General features: G+C 66.5%; 13 protein-coding genes. 9 read left to right on the top strand and 4 right to left on the bottom strand.

Going from position 1 to position 16,755, the window contains the following annotated elements:
• The first annotated feature begins 113 nt into the window (after positions 1-113).
• Both OH799_RS35670 and argH read left to right on the top strand, forming a co-directional pair.
• Positions 114-1,316, top strand: a complete 1,203-nt coding sequence (locus OH799_RS35670; RefSeq protein WP_406273769.1) for an argininosuccinate synthase — start codon at positions 114-116, stop codon at positions 1,314-1,316.
• A 119-nt stretch (positions 1,317-1,435) separates the two neighbouring features.
• Complete coding sequence (gene argH, locus OH799_RS35675; RefSeq protein WP_406273772.1) at positions 1,436-2,857, top strand: argininosuccinate lyase; 1,422 nt, start codon at positions 1,436-1,438, stop codon at positions 2,855-2,857.
• Positions 2,858-2,931: 74 nt separating this feature from the next.
• Here argH and OH799_RS35680 read toward each other — a convergent pair whose 3' ends face one another.
• Positions 2,932-4,197, bottom strand: a complete 1,266-nt coding sequence (locus tag OH799_RS35680) for a hypothetical protein (RefSeq protein ID WP_406273775.1) — start codon at positions 4,195-4,197, stop codon at positions 2,932-2,934.
• 124 nt (positions 4,198-4,321) lie between these two features.
• Between OH799_RS35680 and OH799_RS35685 the strand changes: the two genes are divergently transcribed.
• The 4 genes from OH799_RS35685 (at position 4,322) to OH799_RS35700 (ending at position 7,695) form a co-directional block, all read left to right on the top strand.
• Positions 4,322-4,645 (top strand): DMT family transporter, encoded by a 324-nt coding sequence (locus OH799_RS35685; RefSeq protein ID WP_406273778.1) that lies wholly within the window; start codon positions 4,322-4,324, stop codon positions 4,643-4,645.
• Between the two features lie 206 nt (positions 4,646-4,851).
• Positions 4,852-5,658, top strand: coding sequence for an ATP-binding cassette domain-containing protein (locus tag OH799_RS35690; RefSeq protein WP_406273781.1), 807 nt, complete (start codon positions 4,852-4,854; stop codon positions 5,656-5,658).
• Positions 5,655-6,680 (top strand): ABC transporter permease, encoded by a 1,026-nt coding sequence (locus OH799_RS35695; RefSeq protein WP_406273784.1) that lies wholly within the window; start codon positions 5,655-5,657, stop codon positions 6,678-6,680. Before OH799_RS35690 ends, OH799_RS35695 begins: the two co-directional genes overlap by 4 nt.
• Before the next feature lie 40 nt (positions 6,681-6,720).
• Complete coding sequence (locus tag OH799_RS35700) at positions 6,721-7,695, top strand: ABC transporter substrate-binding protein (RefSeq protein ID WP_406273787.1); 975 nt, start codon at positions 6,721-6,723, stop codon at positions 7,693-7,695.
• A gap of 278 nt (positions 7,696-7,973) precedes the next feature.
• Here the strand turns inward: OH799_RS35700 and OH799_RS35705 are convergent, their stop codons facing one another.
• From OH799_RS35705 to OH799_RS35715, 3 genes are all read right to left on the bottom strand, one after another.
• On the bottom strand, positions 7,974-10,613 hold the full coding sequence (locus OH799_RS35705; protein WP_406273788.1) for an ATP-binding protein: 2,640 nt from the start codon (positions 10,611-10,613) through the stop codon (positions 7,974-7,976).
• Positions 10,614-11,135: 522 nt separating this feature from the next.
• Positions 11,136-12,356, bottom strand: a complete 1,221-nt coding sequence (gene ilvA, locus OH799_RS35710; protein ID WP_406273791.1) for a threonine ammonia-lyase — start codon at positions 12,354-12,356, stop codon at positions 11,136-11,138.
• 40 nt (positions 12,357-12,396) lie between these two features.
• Positions 12,397-13,557 carry a serine hydrolase domain-containing protein gene (locus OH799_RS35715; protein ID WP_406273794.1) on the bottom strand — a complete coding sequence of 387 codons (1,161 nt, stop codon included), beginning with the start codon at positions 13,555-13,557 and terminating at the stop codon, positions 12,397-12,399.
• A gap of 155 nt (positions 13,558-13,712) precedes the next feature.
• On the opposite strand from OH799_RS35715, the gene OH799_RS35720 reads away from it, so the two are divergent.
• The 3 genes from OH799_RS35720 to OH799_RS35730 are packed head-to-tail and all read left to right on the top strand — an operon-like array spanning position 13,713 to position 16,749.
• A complete protein-coding gene (locus OH799_RS35720) occupies positions 13,713-14,468 on the top strand; it encodes a GntR family transcriptional regulator (protein ID WP_406273797.1) in 756 nt (251 codons plus the stop codon).
• Between the two features lie 53 nt (positions 14,469-14,521).
• Positions 14,522-16,021 (top strand): NCS1 family nucleobase:cation symporter-1, encoded by a 1,500-nt coding sequence (locus tag OH799_RS35725; protein ID WP_406273800.1) that lies wholly within the window; start codon positions 14,522-14,524, stop codon positions 16,019-16,021.
• Positions 16,021-16,749 carry an aspartate/glutamate racemase family protein gene (locus tag OH799_RS35730; RefSeq protein ID WP_406273803.1) on the top strand — a complete coding sequence of 243 codons (729 nt, stop codon included), beginning with the start codon at positions 16,021-16,023 and terminating at the stop codon, positions 16,747-16,749. Before OH799_RS35725 ends, OH799_RS35730 begins: the two co-directional genes overlap by 1 nt.
• Positions 16,750-16,755 lie beyond the last annotated feature (6 nt).

Consider the following 16,755-nt stretch of genomic DNA (forward strand, 5'->3'; position numbering starts at 1 on the left):
CGACGTGGGCGAGCCGAGAGTGGTCTCGAGGCGTCGGGGCCGGGCCGCGCCCGCCGCTCGGACACCCGCCATACTGCTGGTACACCTACCGAAAACCGAGGAGCACACAGAACATGTCCGAGCGCGTCGTACTCGCCTACTCCGGTGGGCTGGACACCTCCGTGGCGATCAGCTGGATCGGCAAGGAGGCCGGCGCCGAGGTGGTGGCCGTGGCCATCGACCTCGGCCAGGGTGGCGAGGACATGAACGTGGTGCGTCAGCGAGCGCTGGACTGCGGCGCCGTCGAGGCGATCGTGGTCGATGCCCGTGACGAGTTCGCCACCGAGTACTGCCTGCCCACCATCCAGGCCAACGCCATGTACATGGGCGAGTACCCCCTGGTCTCGGCGATCAGCCGCCCGCTGATCGTCAAGCACCTGGTCGAGGCCGCCAAGTTCCATGGGGCCAGTACCGTCGCGCACGGCTGCACCGGCAAAGGCAACGATCAGGTCCGCTTCGAGGTCGGCATCGGCGCGCTCGCGCCCGACCTGAACGTGATCGCCCCGGTCCGCGACTACGCGTGGACCAGGGAGAAGGCCATTGCCTTCGCCGAGGAGAACGCGCTGCCGATCAACGTCACCAAGAAATCCCCGTTCTCCATCGACCAGAACGTCTGGGGCCGTGCCGTCGAGACCGGCTTCCTCGAGGACCTGTGGAACGCTCCGACCAAGGACGTCTACGACTACACCTCCGACCCCACCGTCAACTTCGAGGCGCCGGACGAGCTCATCATCACCTTCGACAAGGGCGTGCCGGTGGCCATCGACGGGCGCCAGGTCAGCGTGCTCGAGGCGATCGTCGAACTGAACCATCGCGCGGGCCGCCAAGGCGTCGGCCGCCTCGACATGGTCGAGGACCGATTGGTCGGCATCAAGAGCCGCGAGATCTACGAGGCGCCCGGCGCCATCGCGCTGATCACCGCGCATCAGGCCCTCGAAAACGTCACCATCGAGCGCGAACTGGGCCGCTACAAGCGGCAGGTCGAGCAGCGCTGGGGCGAGCTGGCCTACGACGGCCTGTGGTTCTCCCCGCTCAAGCGCGCTCTGGACGCCTTCATCGGCGACACCCAGCAGCATGTCTCCGGCGACATCCGAATGGTCCTGCACGGCGGCTCCGCCGTGGTCAACGGTCGTCGCTCCGAGCAGTCGCTCTACGACTTCAACCTGGCCACCTACGACGAGGGCGACACCTTCGACCAGTCGCTGGCCAAGGGCTTCGTGCAGATCCACGGCTTGTCCTCCAAGGTCGCCGCCCGCCGTGACCTGAGCCAGAAGTAATCCCACGCGCGCCGGTGCGCGGACGCGCACCGGCGCGCTGTCGGCTACCGCCACAGTCGTAGTCTCGCAAATCCTCATCACCCAACTAGTACGGCCTGAAGGCTCGGAGAGGCGGACCAGTGACGCAGAGCGGCAGCACGAACCAGGGTGCGCTCTGGGGCGGGCGATTCGCCTCCGGGCCCGCCGAGGCCATGGCCGCGCTGAGCAAGTCGACGCACTTCGACTGGGCTCTCGCCCCATACGACATTCGCGCGTCGAAAGCACACGCGCGGGTCCTGCACAAGGCGGGGCTGCTCTCCGACGGCGACTTGTCGGGGATGCTGGCCGGGCTGGATCGGCTTGCGGCGGACGTGGATTCGGGTGTGTTCCGGCCCGCCGACTCGGACGAGGACGTGCACGGCGCGCTGGAGCGCGGGCTGATCGAGCGAGTGGGCGCCGAGCTCGGCGGCAGGCTGCGTGCGGGCCGTTCGCGTAACGACCAGGTGGCCACCTTGTTCCGGATGTGGTTGCGCGACGGTGTGCGCCGGGTCGCGGCGGGTGTGCTCGCGGTGGTCGACGCGCTCGTCGCTCAGGCCGCGGCGCACCCGGACGCGGTGATGCCGGGCAAGACGCACCTGCAGGCCGCACAGCCGGTGCTGCTGGCCCACCATCTACTCGCCCACGCCCACCCGCTGCTGCGCGACCTGGACCGGCTGCGCGACTTCGATAAGCGGGCGGCGGTGTCGCCCTATGGTTCCGGCGCGCTGGCGGGCTCCTCGCTCGGACTCGACCCGGAGGCGATCGCCGCGGACCTGGATTTCGACGCGGCCGCCGCCAACTCGATCGACGCCACCTCGGCGCGGGATTTCGCGGCCGAGGCCGCCTTTGTGCTCGCCATGATCGGCGTAGACCTGAGCCGGATGGCCGAAGAGGTGATTCTCTGGAGCACACCGGAATTCGGCTACATCACCCTGGCCGACGCGTGGTCCACCGGCTCTTCGATCATGCCGCAGAAGAAGAACCCGGACGTCTCCGAGCTCACCCGCGGCAAGGCGGGCAGGCTGATCGGAAACCTCACCGGACTGCTGGCCACGCTCAAGGCGCAGCCCCTGGCCTATAACCGTGACCTGCAGGAGGACAAGGAGCCCTTGTTCGATTCGGTCGCGCAACTCGAGCTGTTGCTCCCGGCTATCGCGGGCCTGGTCTCGACACTGACCTTCCACACCGACCGCATGGCCGAACTCGCCCCCGCCGGTTTCACACTGGCCACCGATATCGCCGAATGGCTCGTCCGCCAGGGTGTTCCATTCCGTGTCGCGCATGAGGCGGCAGGCGCCTGCGTGCGTGCCGCCGAATCCCGCGGCGTCGGCCTCGACGAGCTCACCGACGAGGAGTTCGCCGCCATCGACCCCGCGCTGACCGGAAGAGTGCGTGAGGTTCTCACCGTGCAGGGCTCCATCGCGTCTCGGGACGCCCGAGGCGGAACCGCGGGCGTGCAGGTCGCGTCGCAGCTCGGGGAGGTACGGCGGGCGGCGGCCGAGGCACGCGCCTGGCTGGGCTGACTCAGCGGGGCGGTGCGGAGCCGGTGTTCGGAGCGAACGTCCCTGTTCGGCGAATGACGTCGAGTCGATCGGTCCTACCAGGTGATGGTGATATCGGCTCCGCTGAACAGGAGATCGCTTCGCCGCGTGGTGCGACTCGCCTCCGGGACGAGTTCGGCCTCCGGCGCGAGTTCGCGTAGCTGCCGGAGGAACACTTCGACGGCGAGCGTGGCCATGCTCTTGCCCGGGCAGACGTGCCTGCCGAATCCGAAGGTCAACGGCAGCTTGCCGGTACCCTGCAGATCCAAACAGTCGGGAAAGGCCTCCGGGTCGCGGTTGGCCGCAGCGAACATCACCAGCACCGGTCCCGCCGGGAGTCGAGTGCCGCTCCGCAGGACGACCGGTTTCTTGACACGACGTTTCCACGCCACGAGTCCGGGGTCGAGCTGGAGGATCTTCGCGGCAACCCGTCCGGAGCCTTCCGGGTTGGCGAGTAGATCCCACCACGCCCGGTCCGGGTCCGCGAGCAGCCGCTGCACCCCTTGCTGGATGCTGCCGCTCACGGTGTGCACACCGGCGGCGAGGGAATTCGCCATGGCCGACACGGCGATTCGGTGGGAGAGCCCGGCGTCGCGAAGCCTGCGCGCGAATCCGGTCGCCGCGCTGCCACGGCCCTCCCGGACCGCCCGGCCGCTCACGGTGAACAACCATCCGAGTGCGGCGACAGCATCGGCCAATTCGCGGCCGCGCATGACGCGGCCGAGTAGCCCCGATTGCGCGCCGCTCCATGCCGCCACGTGTGGCCAGTCCGACTCGGGCAACCCCACGGCCGCACCGCACGTCCGTGCGGCGTATGTAATCGACAATGCCGTGACGTCGAGGTGGGTGCCGGGCCGGTAGCCCGAATCGCGCACCGCGTCGTGGAAGTGCTCGACCATGGCGGCGGCACGGTGCGGCCGGTCGCCGGGGGAGATCGTGAAGTGCCCCGACGGACCAGCCATGGTGTTCCACACGCGCTTGTGCAGGCGGTCGTCGGTCAAGTTGGCGGTCGCCTTGGCGGGCGGCGGAACCAGGTGCCGGACGAAATGCGGGATGGCCCGCGGAGTCGCCGCGATCCGCGCGTAACCCACCAGCGGATCCAACGAATTCGCGTTGGATAACCCGGGAGTGGCCGCGTCCAGCACCTCGCGCACATCGGCGTACTTCCAGATCATGCGTAGTCCGGATGGATGCCGATAGGTCGGCTCCGGCCATTCATGCAGTAGCCGATAGCTTTCGTCGCGTTCCGCGAACGATATTTCGTTGCAGGTCAGCGTTTCGAAGGGAAACTCAACCACCGCAACGTCTTGCCTGCCGATCATTTGCCAGATCGTATGCTCCGCGGTTGCCGCGGTCCTACCGGTGTTCCCCACCTTGGGGAGCTGCGTGGCATCCGGCGCAGGGCATCGCTCTGTGTGGGTGCGTGGAACTGGCTACGCTGCGGCGATGACCTTGCTACTGCTCGCATTGGCCATCGCGTCCGAGGTGACCGCGACCATTTCGCTGAAGCTCTCCGACGGGTTCAGCAAGCTCATGCCCTCGTTGGTAATGGTCGTCGGCTACAGCGCGGCGTTCTTCTTCCTGTCCCAGGCGTTGAAGCGCGGCATGACGATTGGGGTGGCGTACGGCATCTGGTCGGCGGTGGGTGTCGCCGCGATCGCGGCGATCGGTGTGCTGTTTCTGGGCGAGCGGCTGACCGTGGTCCAGGTCGGCGGAATCGGGCTGGTGATCCTCGGTGTGCTGGCGTTGGAACTCGGCGGTGCACACTGACATTCGGCCCGGCGAGGGAATATAGTATGTGTTGGCGCTCCGTGCCTTTCGTTCGGTGTTCTCCCGACCGAAAATAATGGTTGCCTAGGTCGGCCCGGTTGCGCCATTCGCACTTTTCCGAATACGTCCCGTGGGATGAGCCGACGAACGTACCATCGGGCAATGGATTGGACACTCGCTCAGTGGATTTCACGTGGATGTGTCCGATGACCTCAGACGATTCGAAAATTCGGCCCGAGGCGACCGGCGAATCCGCGGTCGTGTTGGAAGCCGTCGGACTGGTGAAGCGCTATGGCGGCGTGGAAGCGTTGCGGGGCGCCGATTTTCAGGTGCGCGCCGGGGAGGTCGTCGCATTGATCGGCGACAACGGCGCCGGAAAATCGACCTTGGTGAAATGCCTTTCCGGCGCCGAGCGACCGGATGCCGGAACCATCGTGCTCGACGGCGATCCGGTCGTGCTGAATTCGCCGACGGCCGCGCGGAAACTCGGCGTGGAAACCGTGTATCAGGATCTCGCCGTCGCGCCGGATCTCGACCCCGCCGCGAATCTATTCCTCGGAAGGGAACTCGTTCGACCCGGACTCCCGGGCAAGCTCGGCATGCTGGACAAGGCCGCGATGCGAGCCCGAGCGATCGAACACTTCCGGCGCCTCGGGGTGTCCTTACCGAGCGCCGACGTCCCGATCGGCGCGCTCTCCGGCGGACAGCGCCAGAGTGTCGCCGTCGCGCGAGCGGTGCTCTGGGCGAGCAGGGTTGTGTTCCTGGACGAGCCGACCGCGGCACTGGGCGTCGTGCAGCGCGACCGCGTCCTCGACGTCATTCGCCGAGTACGGGACCAGGGCGTCGCGGTAGTCCTGATCAGCCACAACATGCCGGAGGTTCGTGCGGTCGCCGACCGCGTCGAGGTGCTGCGGCTCGGCAGGCGGGTAGCTCGGTTCGCCGCCGCCGATGCGACGCTGGAGCAGTTGGTCGGCGCCATGACCGGCGCACTGTCCCATGAGGACGCGGCATGAGGGATATCGAGGTCGTCGCACCGGCCGAACGCACGGTCCTGCGGCGACTGCTGGGCGCCGGCACGGTGTGGATCGGCGTCGTGCTGGTGGTGCTGTGCGTGGTGTTCAGCCTCATCCGGCCCGACGCCTTCCCCACCCGGTTCACCCTGCAGACTCTGCTGATCGAAACGTCCGTGCTGCTGGTGCTTTCGGTCGGCATGACCTTCGTGATCATCACCTCCGGCATAGACCTCTCGGTCGGGACGGTGCTGATATTCGCAGGCGTGCTCGGCGCGAAATCCATGGAGTGGTTGAGCCCGAACGAGGATGCCACCGGCGCGGGCTGGGGCGTCATCGCGGTCGGGTTACTGTTGTCGGTCGCAGGCGGCGGGGTCTGGGGCCTGCTGAACGGCCTTCTGGTGGCCAAGGCCGGGGTTCCGCCGCTGATCGTCACGCTCGGTTCCTTCGGCGCCGCGCTGGGCGCGGCCCAGCTGATCACCGGAGGCGTGGACACCAGGACGGTGCCCGAAAAGTTGCGCGATTCATTGGGTTTCGGCACGTCGCTGGGGGGAGTGCCGAACCTGGTGCTGGTTGCGACCGCTGTGACGGTGCTGGCCGCCTGGGTGCTGCACACCACCCGGTTCGGTCGCTACACCTGTGCGATCGGCTCCGATCAGGAGGCCGCCCGCCGCTCCGGGATCGCGGTGACCCGGCATCTGGTTCTGGTGTATCTGCTTACCGGGTTGCTGGCTGGGCTTGCCGGGTTCATGAACCTGGCCTACTTCGGCACCACCACCATCGGCGGGCACGGCACCGACAACGTGGATGCCATCGCAGGCGTGGTGATCGGCGGGACAAGCCTTTTCGGCGGTGTCGGCTCGATCGTGGGCACCGTGATCGGCGTTTTCATCCCGTCGGTGCTGAAGAAGGGTTTCGTTATCGCACAGGTGCCGGTGTTCTGGCAGCCGATCGCCGTGAGCGTGGTTTTGGTTGCCGCGGTCTGGTTCGACCAAGCCCGTCGCAGGGCGCGGGACCGGAAGTAGAGATTCCTCGATAACAGAAGACAGTATGCGGAGGTGCCGGATGCGGGTGGCGAAACGGAACGCGGTGGTGATCGGCGCACTGGTGATGATCGGCACGCTGGTGGCGGGTTGCGTTGGAGGGGTGGGCAATTCGGGCGGCGGTGACAGCAAGCGGCTGGTGCTGATCCCTGGCGTGGCCGACGAGCCGTTCTACATCTCCATGCAGTGCGGCGCGCAGGACGAAGCCGCGAAACTCGGCTACCGCCTCGACACCCAGGCCCCTACGAAATTCGACGCCGGAGCGCAGACTCCAGTGCTTACCGGTGTGGTGGCCAACAAGCCCGGCGGCATCCTGATCGCGCCGACGCACGCCACCGCCATGGCCAATCCGCTTCGGCAGGCCGAGGCCGCGGGCATCAAGATCGTCGAGGTGGACACCGCGCTGGACGACATGTCCGTCGCGGTGTCGTCGATCTCGTCGGACAACAACAAGGGCGGTGCGCTCGCGGCCGCGACGCTGGCAAAGCTGGTCGGGGAGAAGGGGCCAGTTCTGGTGATCAACACCAAGGCGGGCACTTCCACCACCGACGAGCGGGCGCAGGGTTTCCAAGAGGCGATCACAAGGTACCCGGGCATCACCTCGCTCGGTGTGCAATACAACAACAACGAGGCGGCGCAGGCGGCGTCGATTGTCACCGCGACGCTGGCCGCACACCCCGATCTCGCGGGTGTGTTCGCCACCAACCTGAGTTCGGCCGAGGGCGCGGCGACCGGACTGCGCAACGCCAACAAGCTCGGACAGGTCAAGCTCGTCGGTTTCGACGCGAGCCCGAAGCAGGTCGAGGATTTGAAAGTCGGTACCGTGCAAGCGCTCATCGCCCAGGACCCGGCGGGGATCGGCGCCGAAGGCGTCGACCAGGCGGTCGCCGCTCTCGAGGGCAAGCCGGTCACCAGGAACATTCAGACCGCGATGATCGCGATCACCCATGTGGACATGGACGTCAACGCCAAGTACTTCTACAAACGCACCTGCTGACCGCCACCTGATGAGGAGACGTGCCGACCGGAAGCGCCGGACACCGGTCGGCGCGTCCGGTCCGTCGGCATCGTCACTGAAAATGCATCATCGTACTACCACAATAAGCGAGCCTCCTGGCCCGACGTTGGATCGCACCAACGTCGCGTAATTGCGGTTGGGGGTGGCCTCATCCGCCCCCACCGGCGTCGCCATCGGATGTGGCATGCCACAGACATGGCTTCCATGTCCGTTCCAACTATGGACCCGAACTTATTGCGAGTTCGCCGCGATCACAGTCAGTGGGTCTTCCCTCGGCGTGGGCGTCGAGCGGTTTCTGCTCGGACATCGTCGATGATGTCTTCGGGGACGAATCCGATGATGTCTTCGCGTGAGGTGATGTTCAGTTTCTGCAGGATCGTGGTCATCTGTGCGTCGATGGTTCTGACGGAGTTTCCGCGGCGCGCGGCTATTGCGGCATTGGTCCACCGGGCCGCCGCTAATATCGCGACCTCTTGCTCGGCGGTGGTCAACTCGTTCCAATACGACGAGGCGGCTCGGCCTGCTGGACGGGATGCTGCCAGAGTGTTGATGGATAGTGTCCCCATGGCGAGTTGTTGCACCTCGTCGAGTTCGGGGCGCAGCCGGGATCCTTGGGTTTCCGCTGCCGTGAACGCCTCTGGGCCGAGCGTCCGACGGGCCACGGCGAGGGCTTTGTCGGCTTCGTCGGCAAACGGTCCCAGCGCTTCGAGGCGAATGCCGAACCTGGCTTGTTGCGTGGCGGTTCCTCCGGCTAGTTGGGCGATTTCGGTAGCCCATGCGGTGAGCGCGTCGCGGTCGGGGTTCCCGGCGGCGATGGCGTCGGTGATGCATTGTGCCAATGACCAAGCCCGAAACTGGACCGCCCAGAATCTCCCCCAGGGATCGCGGGCGGGCAGCTGGTGTGTCAGTGCCTGCCGTTCGAAGTCCAATGCGGCGGTGGGATTGCCGTGTCTGGTCAAAGTGAGCGCCCAAGCCAGCTGAGCCCAGGACTTCACCCACAAAGCACCCGAAGCGTTCGCTTCGTCGAGGTGATGTCGTGCGATCTGATGGGCTTGTTGCGCGGTTCCGAGTACACCTGCCGCCAGTGCCGCCCACAAGTCAGCCATTACGGCGGCGCCATAGTTGTCCAGGCGATGCCACTTTTCGCGGGCTCGCGCCAGAACAGTGATAGCTCGTGCATCACCGTGGGCCAGCAGCAGTTCGATGCCCCACGCAAATTCGACGACCGCGGGCAGGCCGATATCGGTCTCAGCGGTGCTTCGCCAGTTCCGTCTGCTGTGAGTGTCCGGGAAGCAGGCGGTGACGCAGTCCTCCAGCATCCGTTCGGCGTCCTCGGGCTCGCCCTGGCACAGGGTGAGCCATACGATCATCGCCATCGCCCCTATCTGGAGTTCGGCGGGTTGTGGGTCCAACGTCCGGGTGGCCTGTAAGGAGCGCGTGGTCCACCGCCGCATCTCGCGCAACGGACCTTTCATGAAAGGAAATCGTAGGGCGAGCAGCCCGGAGCAGATTTCCAGGCCGACTGCCGCTTCGCCGGGTGTGGTAATGCTGGTGTCGATAGCGGTGAGGATGTTGTCCCACGCCGCGCGGGCCCAGTCCAGCAGGTCGTGTTCGGCGGGACCCAGCCAGTTGGCTGCGGCGTACGCGACTTTGTCGCGATAGTAGTGGCGGTGTCGTTCGGCCAGCCGTGCCGATTCGTCGGCTCGAACGGTGGAGTGTTGCTCGAGCTGTCGCCGAGCGAATATCCGAAGACTTTCCAGTAGCGAGTACCGGACTGTGGTCGTCGTGAAGTGCGCTGTGACCAGCGATCGGTCGACAAGGCGATCGAGCAGATCCTCGATCTCTTCGCTCGCCAGGCTCACCGCCCCATCACCGGAAAGCGACGCGGGGTGGTCGTCGTCTCCCGGTCTACGGTCTTCTCCGGGTTGCCGGTCGTCGGCGCAGACGCTTTCGATCGCATCCAGCTCCGCTCCCACATCGAGGGAAGCACCGCTGTGGTCGTCCTCGGGATTGGTGTCGTATCCCGCGGCGAATACCGACATGCGCTCGAACAGCAGGCGTTCCTTGTCGGTGCACAGGTCATAGGACCAGGCGATCACATCCCCGACTCCTCGATGTCGGGGATCGGCTCCTACGCTGGGCCCGGGCGACCATCGCATACGTTTGTCGTCGGTTTCGTCACCACTGAGGTCCCCAAGGATCGCCGCCAACGGTTGGCGCACCAGTCGTGCTGCGGCCAGTCGGATGTACAGCGGGTGATCGTGCATATGTCGGCAGATCAGGTCTGCTGTGGCGATCTGGTCGGCGCCGGTGACGGGGTGACCGGTGAGCTCGGATCGTTGCCGGAACAACGTCAGAGCCTGTCGGCGCGACAACGGAGGCACGACGATCAGATGCTCATCGACCCACCCGATCGGTTCACGGCTGGTCGCCAGAATGCTCAACCCCGGCACTGTTTCCAACAACGGAGTTATTACGGCACCGGCACCGGCCAGGACATGCTCGCAATTGTCCATCACCAGTATCGACTGTCGGTATTGCCCCACTGCGTCCACTTCGGTGAATGTGTCGACAAGCGCCTCCCAGACCGATCGCCCGGAGAAATCCGGACCGATCACCGACTGGGCGATTTCTTCCTCGACCGCGTAGGCATCCGAACCCTTGGACAGACGTGCCAGCCGCACCCAATGCACCGACACATGCCTGGCCATTTGGTAACGGCCGACAGCCTGCACTGCCAGTCTGGTTTTCCCGATACCACCCGAACCGATCAAGGTGATCAACCGCGTTGAATGCACCAACATGGGGACGATCTTGTCCAGCTCATCCTCACGACCGACGAAATCACTTGCTTCCCACATCCGATCATGGGCCAGCTCACGACGCGGTACCGGCACGACGCCAAGAATAGTCTTCCTCCGCGGTCTGTCCAGGTACCGAGACCCGATATATCTGGTCCGGGTGCTGACGATCGACATCGTACGGCGCGGCAACCCCTCCGAAGGTCGGTTCTGCAGCCCGTCGTCAACGCATCAACTGCCTCTCCGCACCTGATACCTGCGGCGGGCGGCGCCGGATCTCGCGGACAAGCGCGAGGTGCTTTTCGGTGGCACGGCCGTGTTGCAGGGGTTGCTGGTACGGCTGGTCATGGACGCGCCTGCGTCGATGACCCCGCTCCGCTGGCGGTGGTCGCCACCGCACTCGATACGGTCGCGGTGACGGTATTCGAGGAGCGCCGGGAGTTTCTGGCGGCTGCGTCATGCCATCATCGCTGCCCACAGACCTGGCGGCGAGCGGTCGATCGACCTGCGCGTGAGGACGTCACGCAATGCACGCGCCGCTTGCCGTGAATAAGGATCGTTCACAACGCGCGTCGTATTCGCGGCAGCGGCAATGGTCGCGGGCCGACAATTGTCGCGCTAATCCGCCGTGCGGACCGCGTATCCTGCGTTGGCCAGTGCGGTGAGGACGTCGTCGCGATGGGTGGGTCCCCTGGTCTCCAGGGTCAGGGACACTTCGACTTCGTCGACCGCCAGCCAGGTGCCCGTCCGCGAGTGCGCCACGTCGACGACACTCGCTCCGGTCTTGCCGACCACCGCGAGCAGCGCGCTCAGTCCGCCGGGTCGGTCGGAAATAGTCACGCGCACAGCGAGATAACGGCCCGCCGCGCTCAAGCCGTGCCCGATCAGGCGGGTCAGCAGCAGCGGGTCGATATTGCCGCCGGACAGGATCGCACAGACACTCCCGCGGAGATCGAGTTCGTCCCGTGCGAAACTCATCAGCGCGGCGACGGCCGCCGCTCCGGCGGGCTCGACGATCAGTTTCGCGCGCTCCAGACACAGCAGCAGCCCCGTCGACAGCGCTTCCTCGTCCACCGTCAGCATGGTCGAAACGTATTCGGCGACATTGGCGAACGGCACGGCGCCCGGCAGGCCCACAGCAATGCCGTCGGCCATCGTCGACATCCGGCCGACCCGGACCGGCCGGCCCGCCGCCAGCGAATCCGGCCACGCCGCCGCCTCCGCCGCCTGTACCCCGATCACGCGCACATGTGGCGCCAAGTGGTGCAGTGCGACTGCCACACCGGCCAGCAGTCCGCCGCCCCCGGTCGGCACGATCACGGTGCCCACCTCGGGCAGTTGGTCCAGGATCTCCCTGCCGACTGTCGCCTGGCCTGCCACAATGTCGGGATGGTCGAACGGGTGGATCAGCGTCGCTCCGGTCCGGTCGGCGAAGTCCAGCGCGGCGTCGAGCGAGTCGTCGATGGTCTCGCCGACCTGGCGCACCTGCGCGCCGTACGCCTTGGTGGCCACCAGTTTCGGTAGCGACGCCCCGATCGGCATGAACACCGTCGATGCGATGCCGAGCGAGGTCGCCGCCCACGCGACCCCCTGCGCATGGTTGCCTGCGCTCGCGGCGACCACACCGCGCGCTCGCACGTCCTGGTGCAGGTTCGCGATCCGGTTGTAGGCACCACGCGGCTTGAACGACCCGGTCCGCTGCAAGTTTTCACACTTCAGCCAGACCTCGCTGCCCACGTGCTCGGACAACACCCGAGACGCCACCATCGGCGTTCGCCGGATCACGGGAGCGAGTAACTCCGCGGCGGCCTGGACCCTCGCCATCTCGATCAATTCCATGCCGCCATGCTGCCATCCCGGGTAGCGGACGGCCCCGGTGTCAGGCGGTCTCGGCGAGGTTGTGCGCCAGTGCACCGAGCCGGGCCAGACGGCCGTCGCCGAGCGGTGTGACCCTGCTGCCGAGGCGATTGGTGATGAAGGCGAGCGACATCCCGGTGCTGGGGTCGGCGAAACCACCCGAGCCGCCGAGCCCGAAGTGGCCGAAGGCCGACACCGGCTCCGCCTTGGACGGCTTCATGGGCACGCCGTGGTAACCGAGCGCCCATGGAATCCGGAAAGCCAGGACATAGTCCGGAGTGAACACTTGGCGCTGGGTCATCCGCTCGATGGTGTCCGGGCGCAGCAACTGGTATCCGTCGAGTTGCCCGCCGTTGGCGAGCGCCCCGTACACGCGGGCCAGCGCGCGAGCGGAGAAGACGCCATTCAGGCCGGGCATCACCGAATCGTGTAGGCGTGGATCGGAGATCAGCTCGGCGAACCCCGCGGGGGTGGTGTCGGCGGCGGCTGCGAATCGGGTGCGGCCCAGCAGTCGGGAGCTCCGCTCCCAGCTCAGGCCCGCGACGGTCAGACGTGGGAAGTTGGTGGCGATGCGTTCGCGTGCGGGCTCTGGGACCCGGAACCAGAGTTCTTCTGCGGCAAGTGGTTCCGCGATCTCGGTGCGTAGCACGTCGGTGTATTCCGCACCGGTGACCCGGCGTACCAATTCCGCGGCCAAGTGCCCGTAGGAGATGCCGTGATAGCCGCTGGTGACCCGATACCGTGGGTCGGGAGCCGCGGCCGCGAGCGCCGCGGTCACCGCCGCGTCGTCGAAGAATGCGTCGATCGGCCCCGGCAACAGCCCGCGCAGCCGGTGCAGCCCCGCCCGATGGCTGAGCATGGCGCGCACGGTGATGCGTTCCTTGCCCGCGGCGGCGAACTCCGGCCAGTAGGTCGCGACCGGCTCGTCGTAGTCGATCAGGCCGCGTTCCGCCAGCCGGTGCACCAGTGTGCTGGCGACGCCCTTGCTGGTGGAAAACGCCATGGCGACGGTGTCTCGCTGCCACGGCGTCTCGGGGTGTGCGAACCCGGCCCAGACGTCAACGACCGGCTCGCCGTGCAGGTAGACCGCCAGGGCTCCACCGCCGTCGGAAGGCCGCCGAAACAGCCGGTCGAACTCGGCGACCAGGCGTGCGAAGCGACGATCGACGAACTGTGCTGTCATCGGAAACTCTCTGTCGTACGGTCTGTCCCAGCATCGCATGCCCTCGACGCGGCGCTGTGCACCCTCCCACGTGACCGATCGGTGCCGTGAGAAGACGTTTCCTGACCGTCACAAAGGTGACCGGGAACGCAATACGGCTCGCCTAGCGTGTTGCCATGCCACCGGGACGACGTTCGGCTCTGCTCGCGAGGTTGGTCGTCGATGAACCCGGCCGGCCGCAAGTGATCCTCGGCGAACTACGCCGGGTGATCCTGGACGGTGCGGTGCCGCCCTGCACCGTCATCCCGCTGCGCGAGGTGGCGGAGCTGTTCGGGGTGAGCCATATCCCGGTGCGCGAGGCGCTCAAGACGCTGATCGGGGAGGGCCTGGTCACGCATGAGCCACACAGCGGGTACACGGTGGCCCAGCTGACCGCCACCGAACTGCGCGAGATGTACATCGTGCGCGAGACCCTGGAGACGGCGTCACTGGCCGCGGCGGCGATGAATCACTCGGCCGCCGACCGTGCGGAACTGCTGGAGGTGAACGCGAGTCTCGAACAAGCCATCCGCGACGACGACCCGGTCGCCTACCATCGCCGGTCCCGCGTCTTCCATGTCGCGCTGACCAGGCCGTCGCGGATGTTCCGGCTGCTGCACATGCTCGAATCGGCATGGAACGTCACCGAGCCGGTGCAGTCGATGGTGCACATCGGCCCGGCCGACCGGGTGCGCTTGCACACCGACCACGCATCGATGCTCGACGCGTTCCTCGCCAGGGACGTCGATCGCCTCCTCCTCGTCGCCGAAGGGCATCACCGCAGGTTGGAGACGGTGATCGCGACGGTGCCCAGCAACACGGGGCTGCTGGCGCCGGAAGATATATCTGCTGCGCAATGGCCGGGAAATAACCGCGCAACGGGCGGGCAATAGCCGGTTCCTACCGTCGTTTCGATCACAGTTCCACCGTCGGATCGGAAACGCCCATGACCGAAACCATCGCCCCGTTGCCGCCGCGCGCCGTGCCGCCTGTCACCGCACCACCTGCCGAGTACGCTCCGCGGCTCACCAACAAGGACCTGGTGCCGCTGCACAGGCAGAGCTGGGGCTCCTACAACATCTTCGCGTTCTGGATGTCGGACGTGCACAGCGTCGGCGGCTACGTCACCGCGGGCAGCCTGTTCGCGCTCGGCCTCGCCAGCTGGCAGGTGCTCGCGGCCCTACTGATCGGCATCACCGTGGTCTACTTCTTCTGCAACCTGGTCGCGAAGCCGAGTCAGGTCACCGGAGTGCCGTATCCGGTCATCTGCCGTAGCGCGTTCGGCGTGCTCGGCGCCAACATCCCGGCCATCATCCGCGGTTTGATCGCGGTGGCCTGGTACGGGATCCAGACGTTTCTCGCCTCTGCGGCGCTGGACGTGGTTCTGGTGAAGCTCTTTCCATCGCTCGCGCCCTACGCAGTGGCCGACGACTACGGCTTCCTCGGCCTTTCGCTGCTCGGCTGGGGCAGCTACCTGACGCTGTGGGTAGTACAGGCCTGCGTGTTCTGGCGGGGTATGGAATCCATCCGCAGGTTCATCGACTTCTGCGGGCCCGCGGTGTACGTGGTGATGTTCCTGCTGTGCGGCTACCTGATCGCGAAAGCCGGCTGGGGCGCCATCGACCTGAGCCTCGGTGCGGTGAAGTACTCCGGATGGGATTCGGTGCCGGTGATGCTCGGCGCCATCGCGCTTGTCGTGTCCTACTTCTCCGGCCCGATGCTGAACTTCGGCGATTTCTCCCGCTACGGAAAATCCTTCGCCGCGGTGCGCCGGGGCAACCTGCTCGGCCTTCCACTGAACTTCCTGTTGTTCTCGCTGCTGGTGGTGATCACCGCCTCGCTGACGGTTCCGGTCTACGGTGAGTTGATCACCGACCCGGTCACCACGGTCGCGCGCATCGACAGCACGTTCGCGATCGTGCTCGGCGCGCTGACGTTCACCATCGCCACCATCGGCATCAATATCGTCGCGAATTTCATCTCGCCGGCCTTCGACTTCTCGCACGTGAGCCCGCAGCGGATCAGCTGGCGTGCGGGCGGCATGATCGCGGCAGTCGGCTCGGTGCTGATCACGCCTTGGAACCTGTACAACAACCCGGAGGTCATCCACTACACCCTGGAGGTGCTCGGTGCGTTCATCGGCCCGCTGTTCGGAGTGCTCATCGCCGACTACTACCTGGTGCGTAAACAGCGCGTGGTAGTGGCCGACCTGTTCACCCTGTCGACGACCGGAAGCTACTGGTACCGCAAGGGATACAACCCTGCCGCGGTGATCGCGACGGTGATCGGCGCGCTGGTCGCCGTGATACCGGTGCTGGCCAAGGACATCGCCGGCATGTACACCGCGGCGCAGTACAGCTGGTTCATCGGTTGCGGTCTCGGGTTCGTCGCCTACTACGCGCTGGCCACCAGGACACGGCTGGCGGTGCGAGGAATTCCGACCTGATGCGCATCCGGGTGATCAACCCGAACACCACCCGGTCGATGACCGACACGATCGAGGAGTGCGCCAGGGGCGTCGTGGGCCCCGGCACCCTCCTGGACGCGGTGACTTCCGAGATGGGACCCGCTTCGATCGAGAGTCACTACGACGAAGCGCTCAGCGTCCCCGGCCTTCTCGCCGCGATCCGGCGCGGGGAGGCCGAAGGGGTCGACGGCTACGTGCTTGCCTGTTTCGGTGATCCGGGCCTCGACGCCGCCCGCGAAGCGGCCGGGGGACCGGTGATCGGCATCGCCGAGGCGGCCATGCACACGGCAAGTCATCTCGGTCGTGGATTCAGCGTGGTCACCACGTTGGGGCGGACCGTCGGCCGGGCCGCCGATCTGGTGGAAGGCTATGGCATGCAACGGTTCTGCCGCGGCATCCACGCGTGTGAGATCCCGGTGCTCGCGCTGGACAGCGATCCGGACGCGCGCAAGATCATCACCGAGGCCTGCCGGGAGGCGGTGGCGGCGGATGGGGCCGACGCCATCGTCCTGGGGTGCGCCGGCATGGCCGAACTGTGCGCATACCTGGGCGCCGAGGTGGGCGTGCCGGTGGTCGACGGCGTGGCGGCCGCGACACTGACCGTGCAATCGCTGATCACGCTCGGTTTACGGAAGTCGGGGCGGGGAGAGTTCGCCACGCCACCACCCAAGCCGTACACCGGCCCGCTGCGGTCGTTCGGTTCCTGACCGGGA

Source organism: Nocardia sp. NBC_00881 (assembly GCF_045207455.1).
Taxonomy (GTDB): Bacteria; Actinomycetota; Actinomycetes; order Mycobacteriales; family Mycobacteriaceae; genus Nocardia.

Coding starts and splice junctions, on each gene's coding strand:
- OH799_RS35670 (WP_406273769.1), top strand. CDS start 114: ATGTCCGAGCGCGTCGTACTCGCCTACTCCGGTGGGCTGGACACCTCC.
- OH799_RS35680 (WP_406273775.1), bottom strand. CDS start 4,197: ATGATCGGCAGGCAAGACGTTGCGGTGGTTGAGTTTCCCTTCGAAACG.
- OH799_RS35685 (WP_406273778.1), top strand. CDS start 4,322: ATGACCTTGCTACTGCTCGCATTGGCCATCGCGTCCGAGGTGACCGCG.
- OH799_RS35690 (WP_406273781.1), top strand. CDS start 4,852: ATGACCTCAGACGATTCGAAAATTCGGCCCGAGGCGACCGGCGAATCC.
- OH799_RS35695 (WP_406273784.1), top strand. CDS start 5,655: ATGAGGGATATCGAGGTCGTCGCACCGGCCGAACGCACGGTCCTGCGG.
- OH799_RS35700 (WP_406273787.1), top strand. CDS start 6,721: ATGCGGGTGGCGAAACGGAACGCGGTGGTGATCGGCGCACTGGTGATG.
- ilvA (WP_406273791.1), bottom strand. CDS start 12,356: ATGGAATTGATCGAGATGGCGAGGGTCCAGGCCGCCGCGGAGTTACTC.
- OH799_RS35715 (WP_406273794.1), bottom strand. CDS start 13,557: ATGACAGCACAGTTCGTCGATCGTCGCTTCGCACGCCTGGTCGCCGAG.
- OH799_RS35720 (WP_406273797.1), top strand. CDS start 13,713: ATGCCACCGGGACGACGTTCGGCTCTGCTCGCGAGGTTGGTCGTCGAT.
- OH799_RS35725 (WP_406273800.1), top strand. CDS start 14,522: ATGACCGAAACCATCGCCCCGTTGCCGCCGCGCGCCGTGCCGCCTGTC.
- OH799_RS35730 (WP_406273803.1), top strand. CDS start 16,021: ATGCGCATCCGGGTGATCAACCCGAACACCACCCGGTCGATGACCGAC.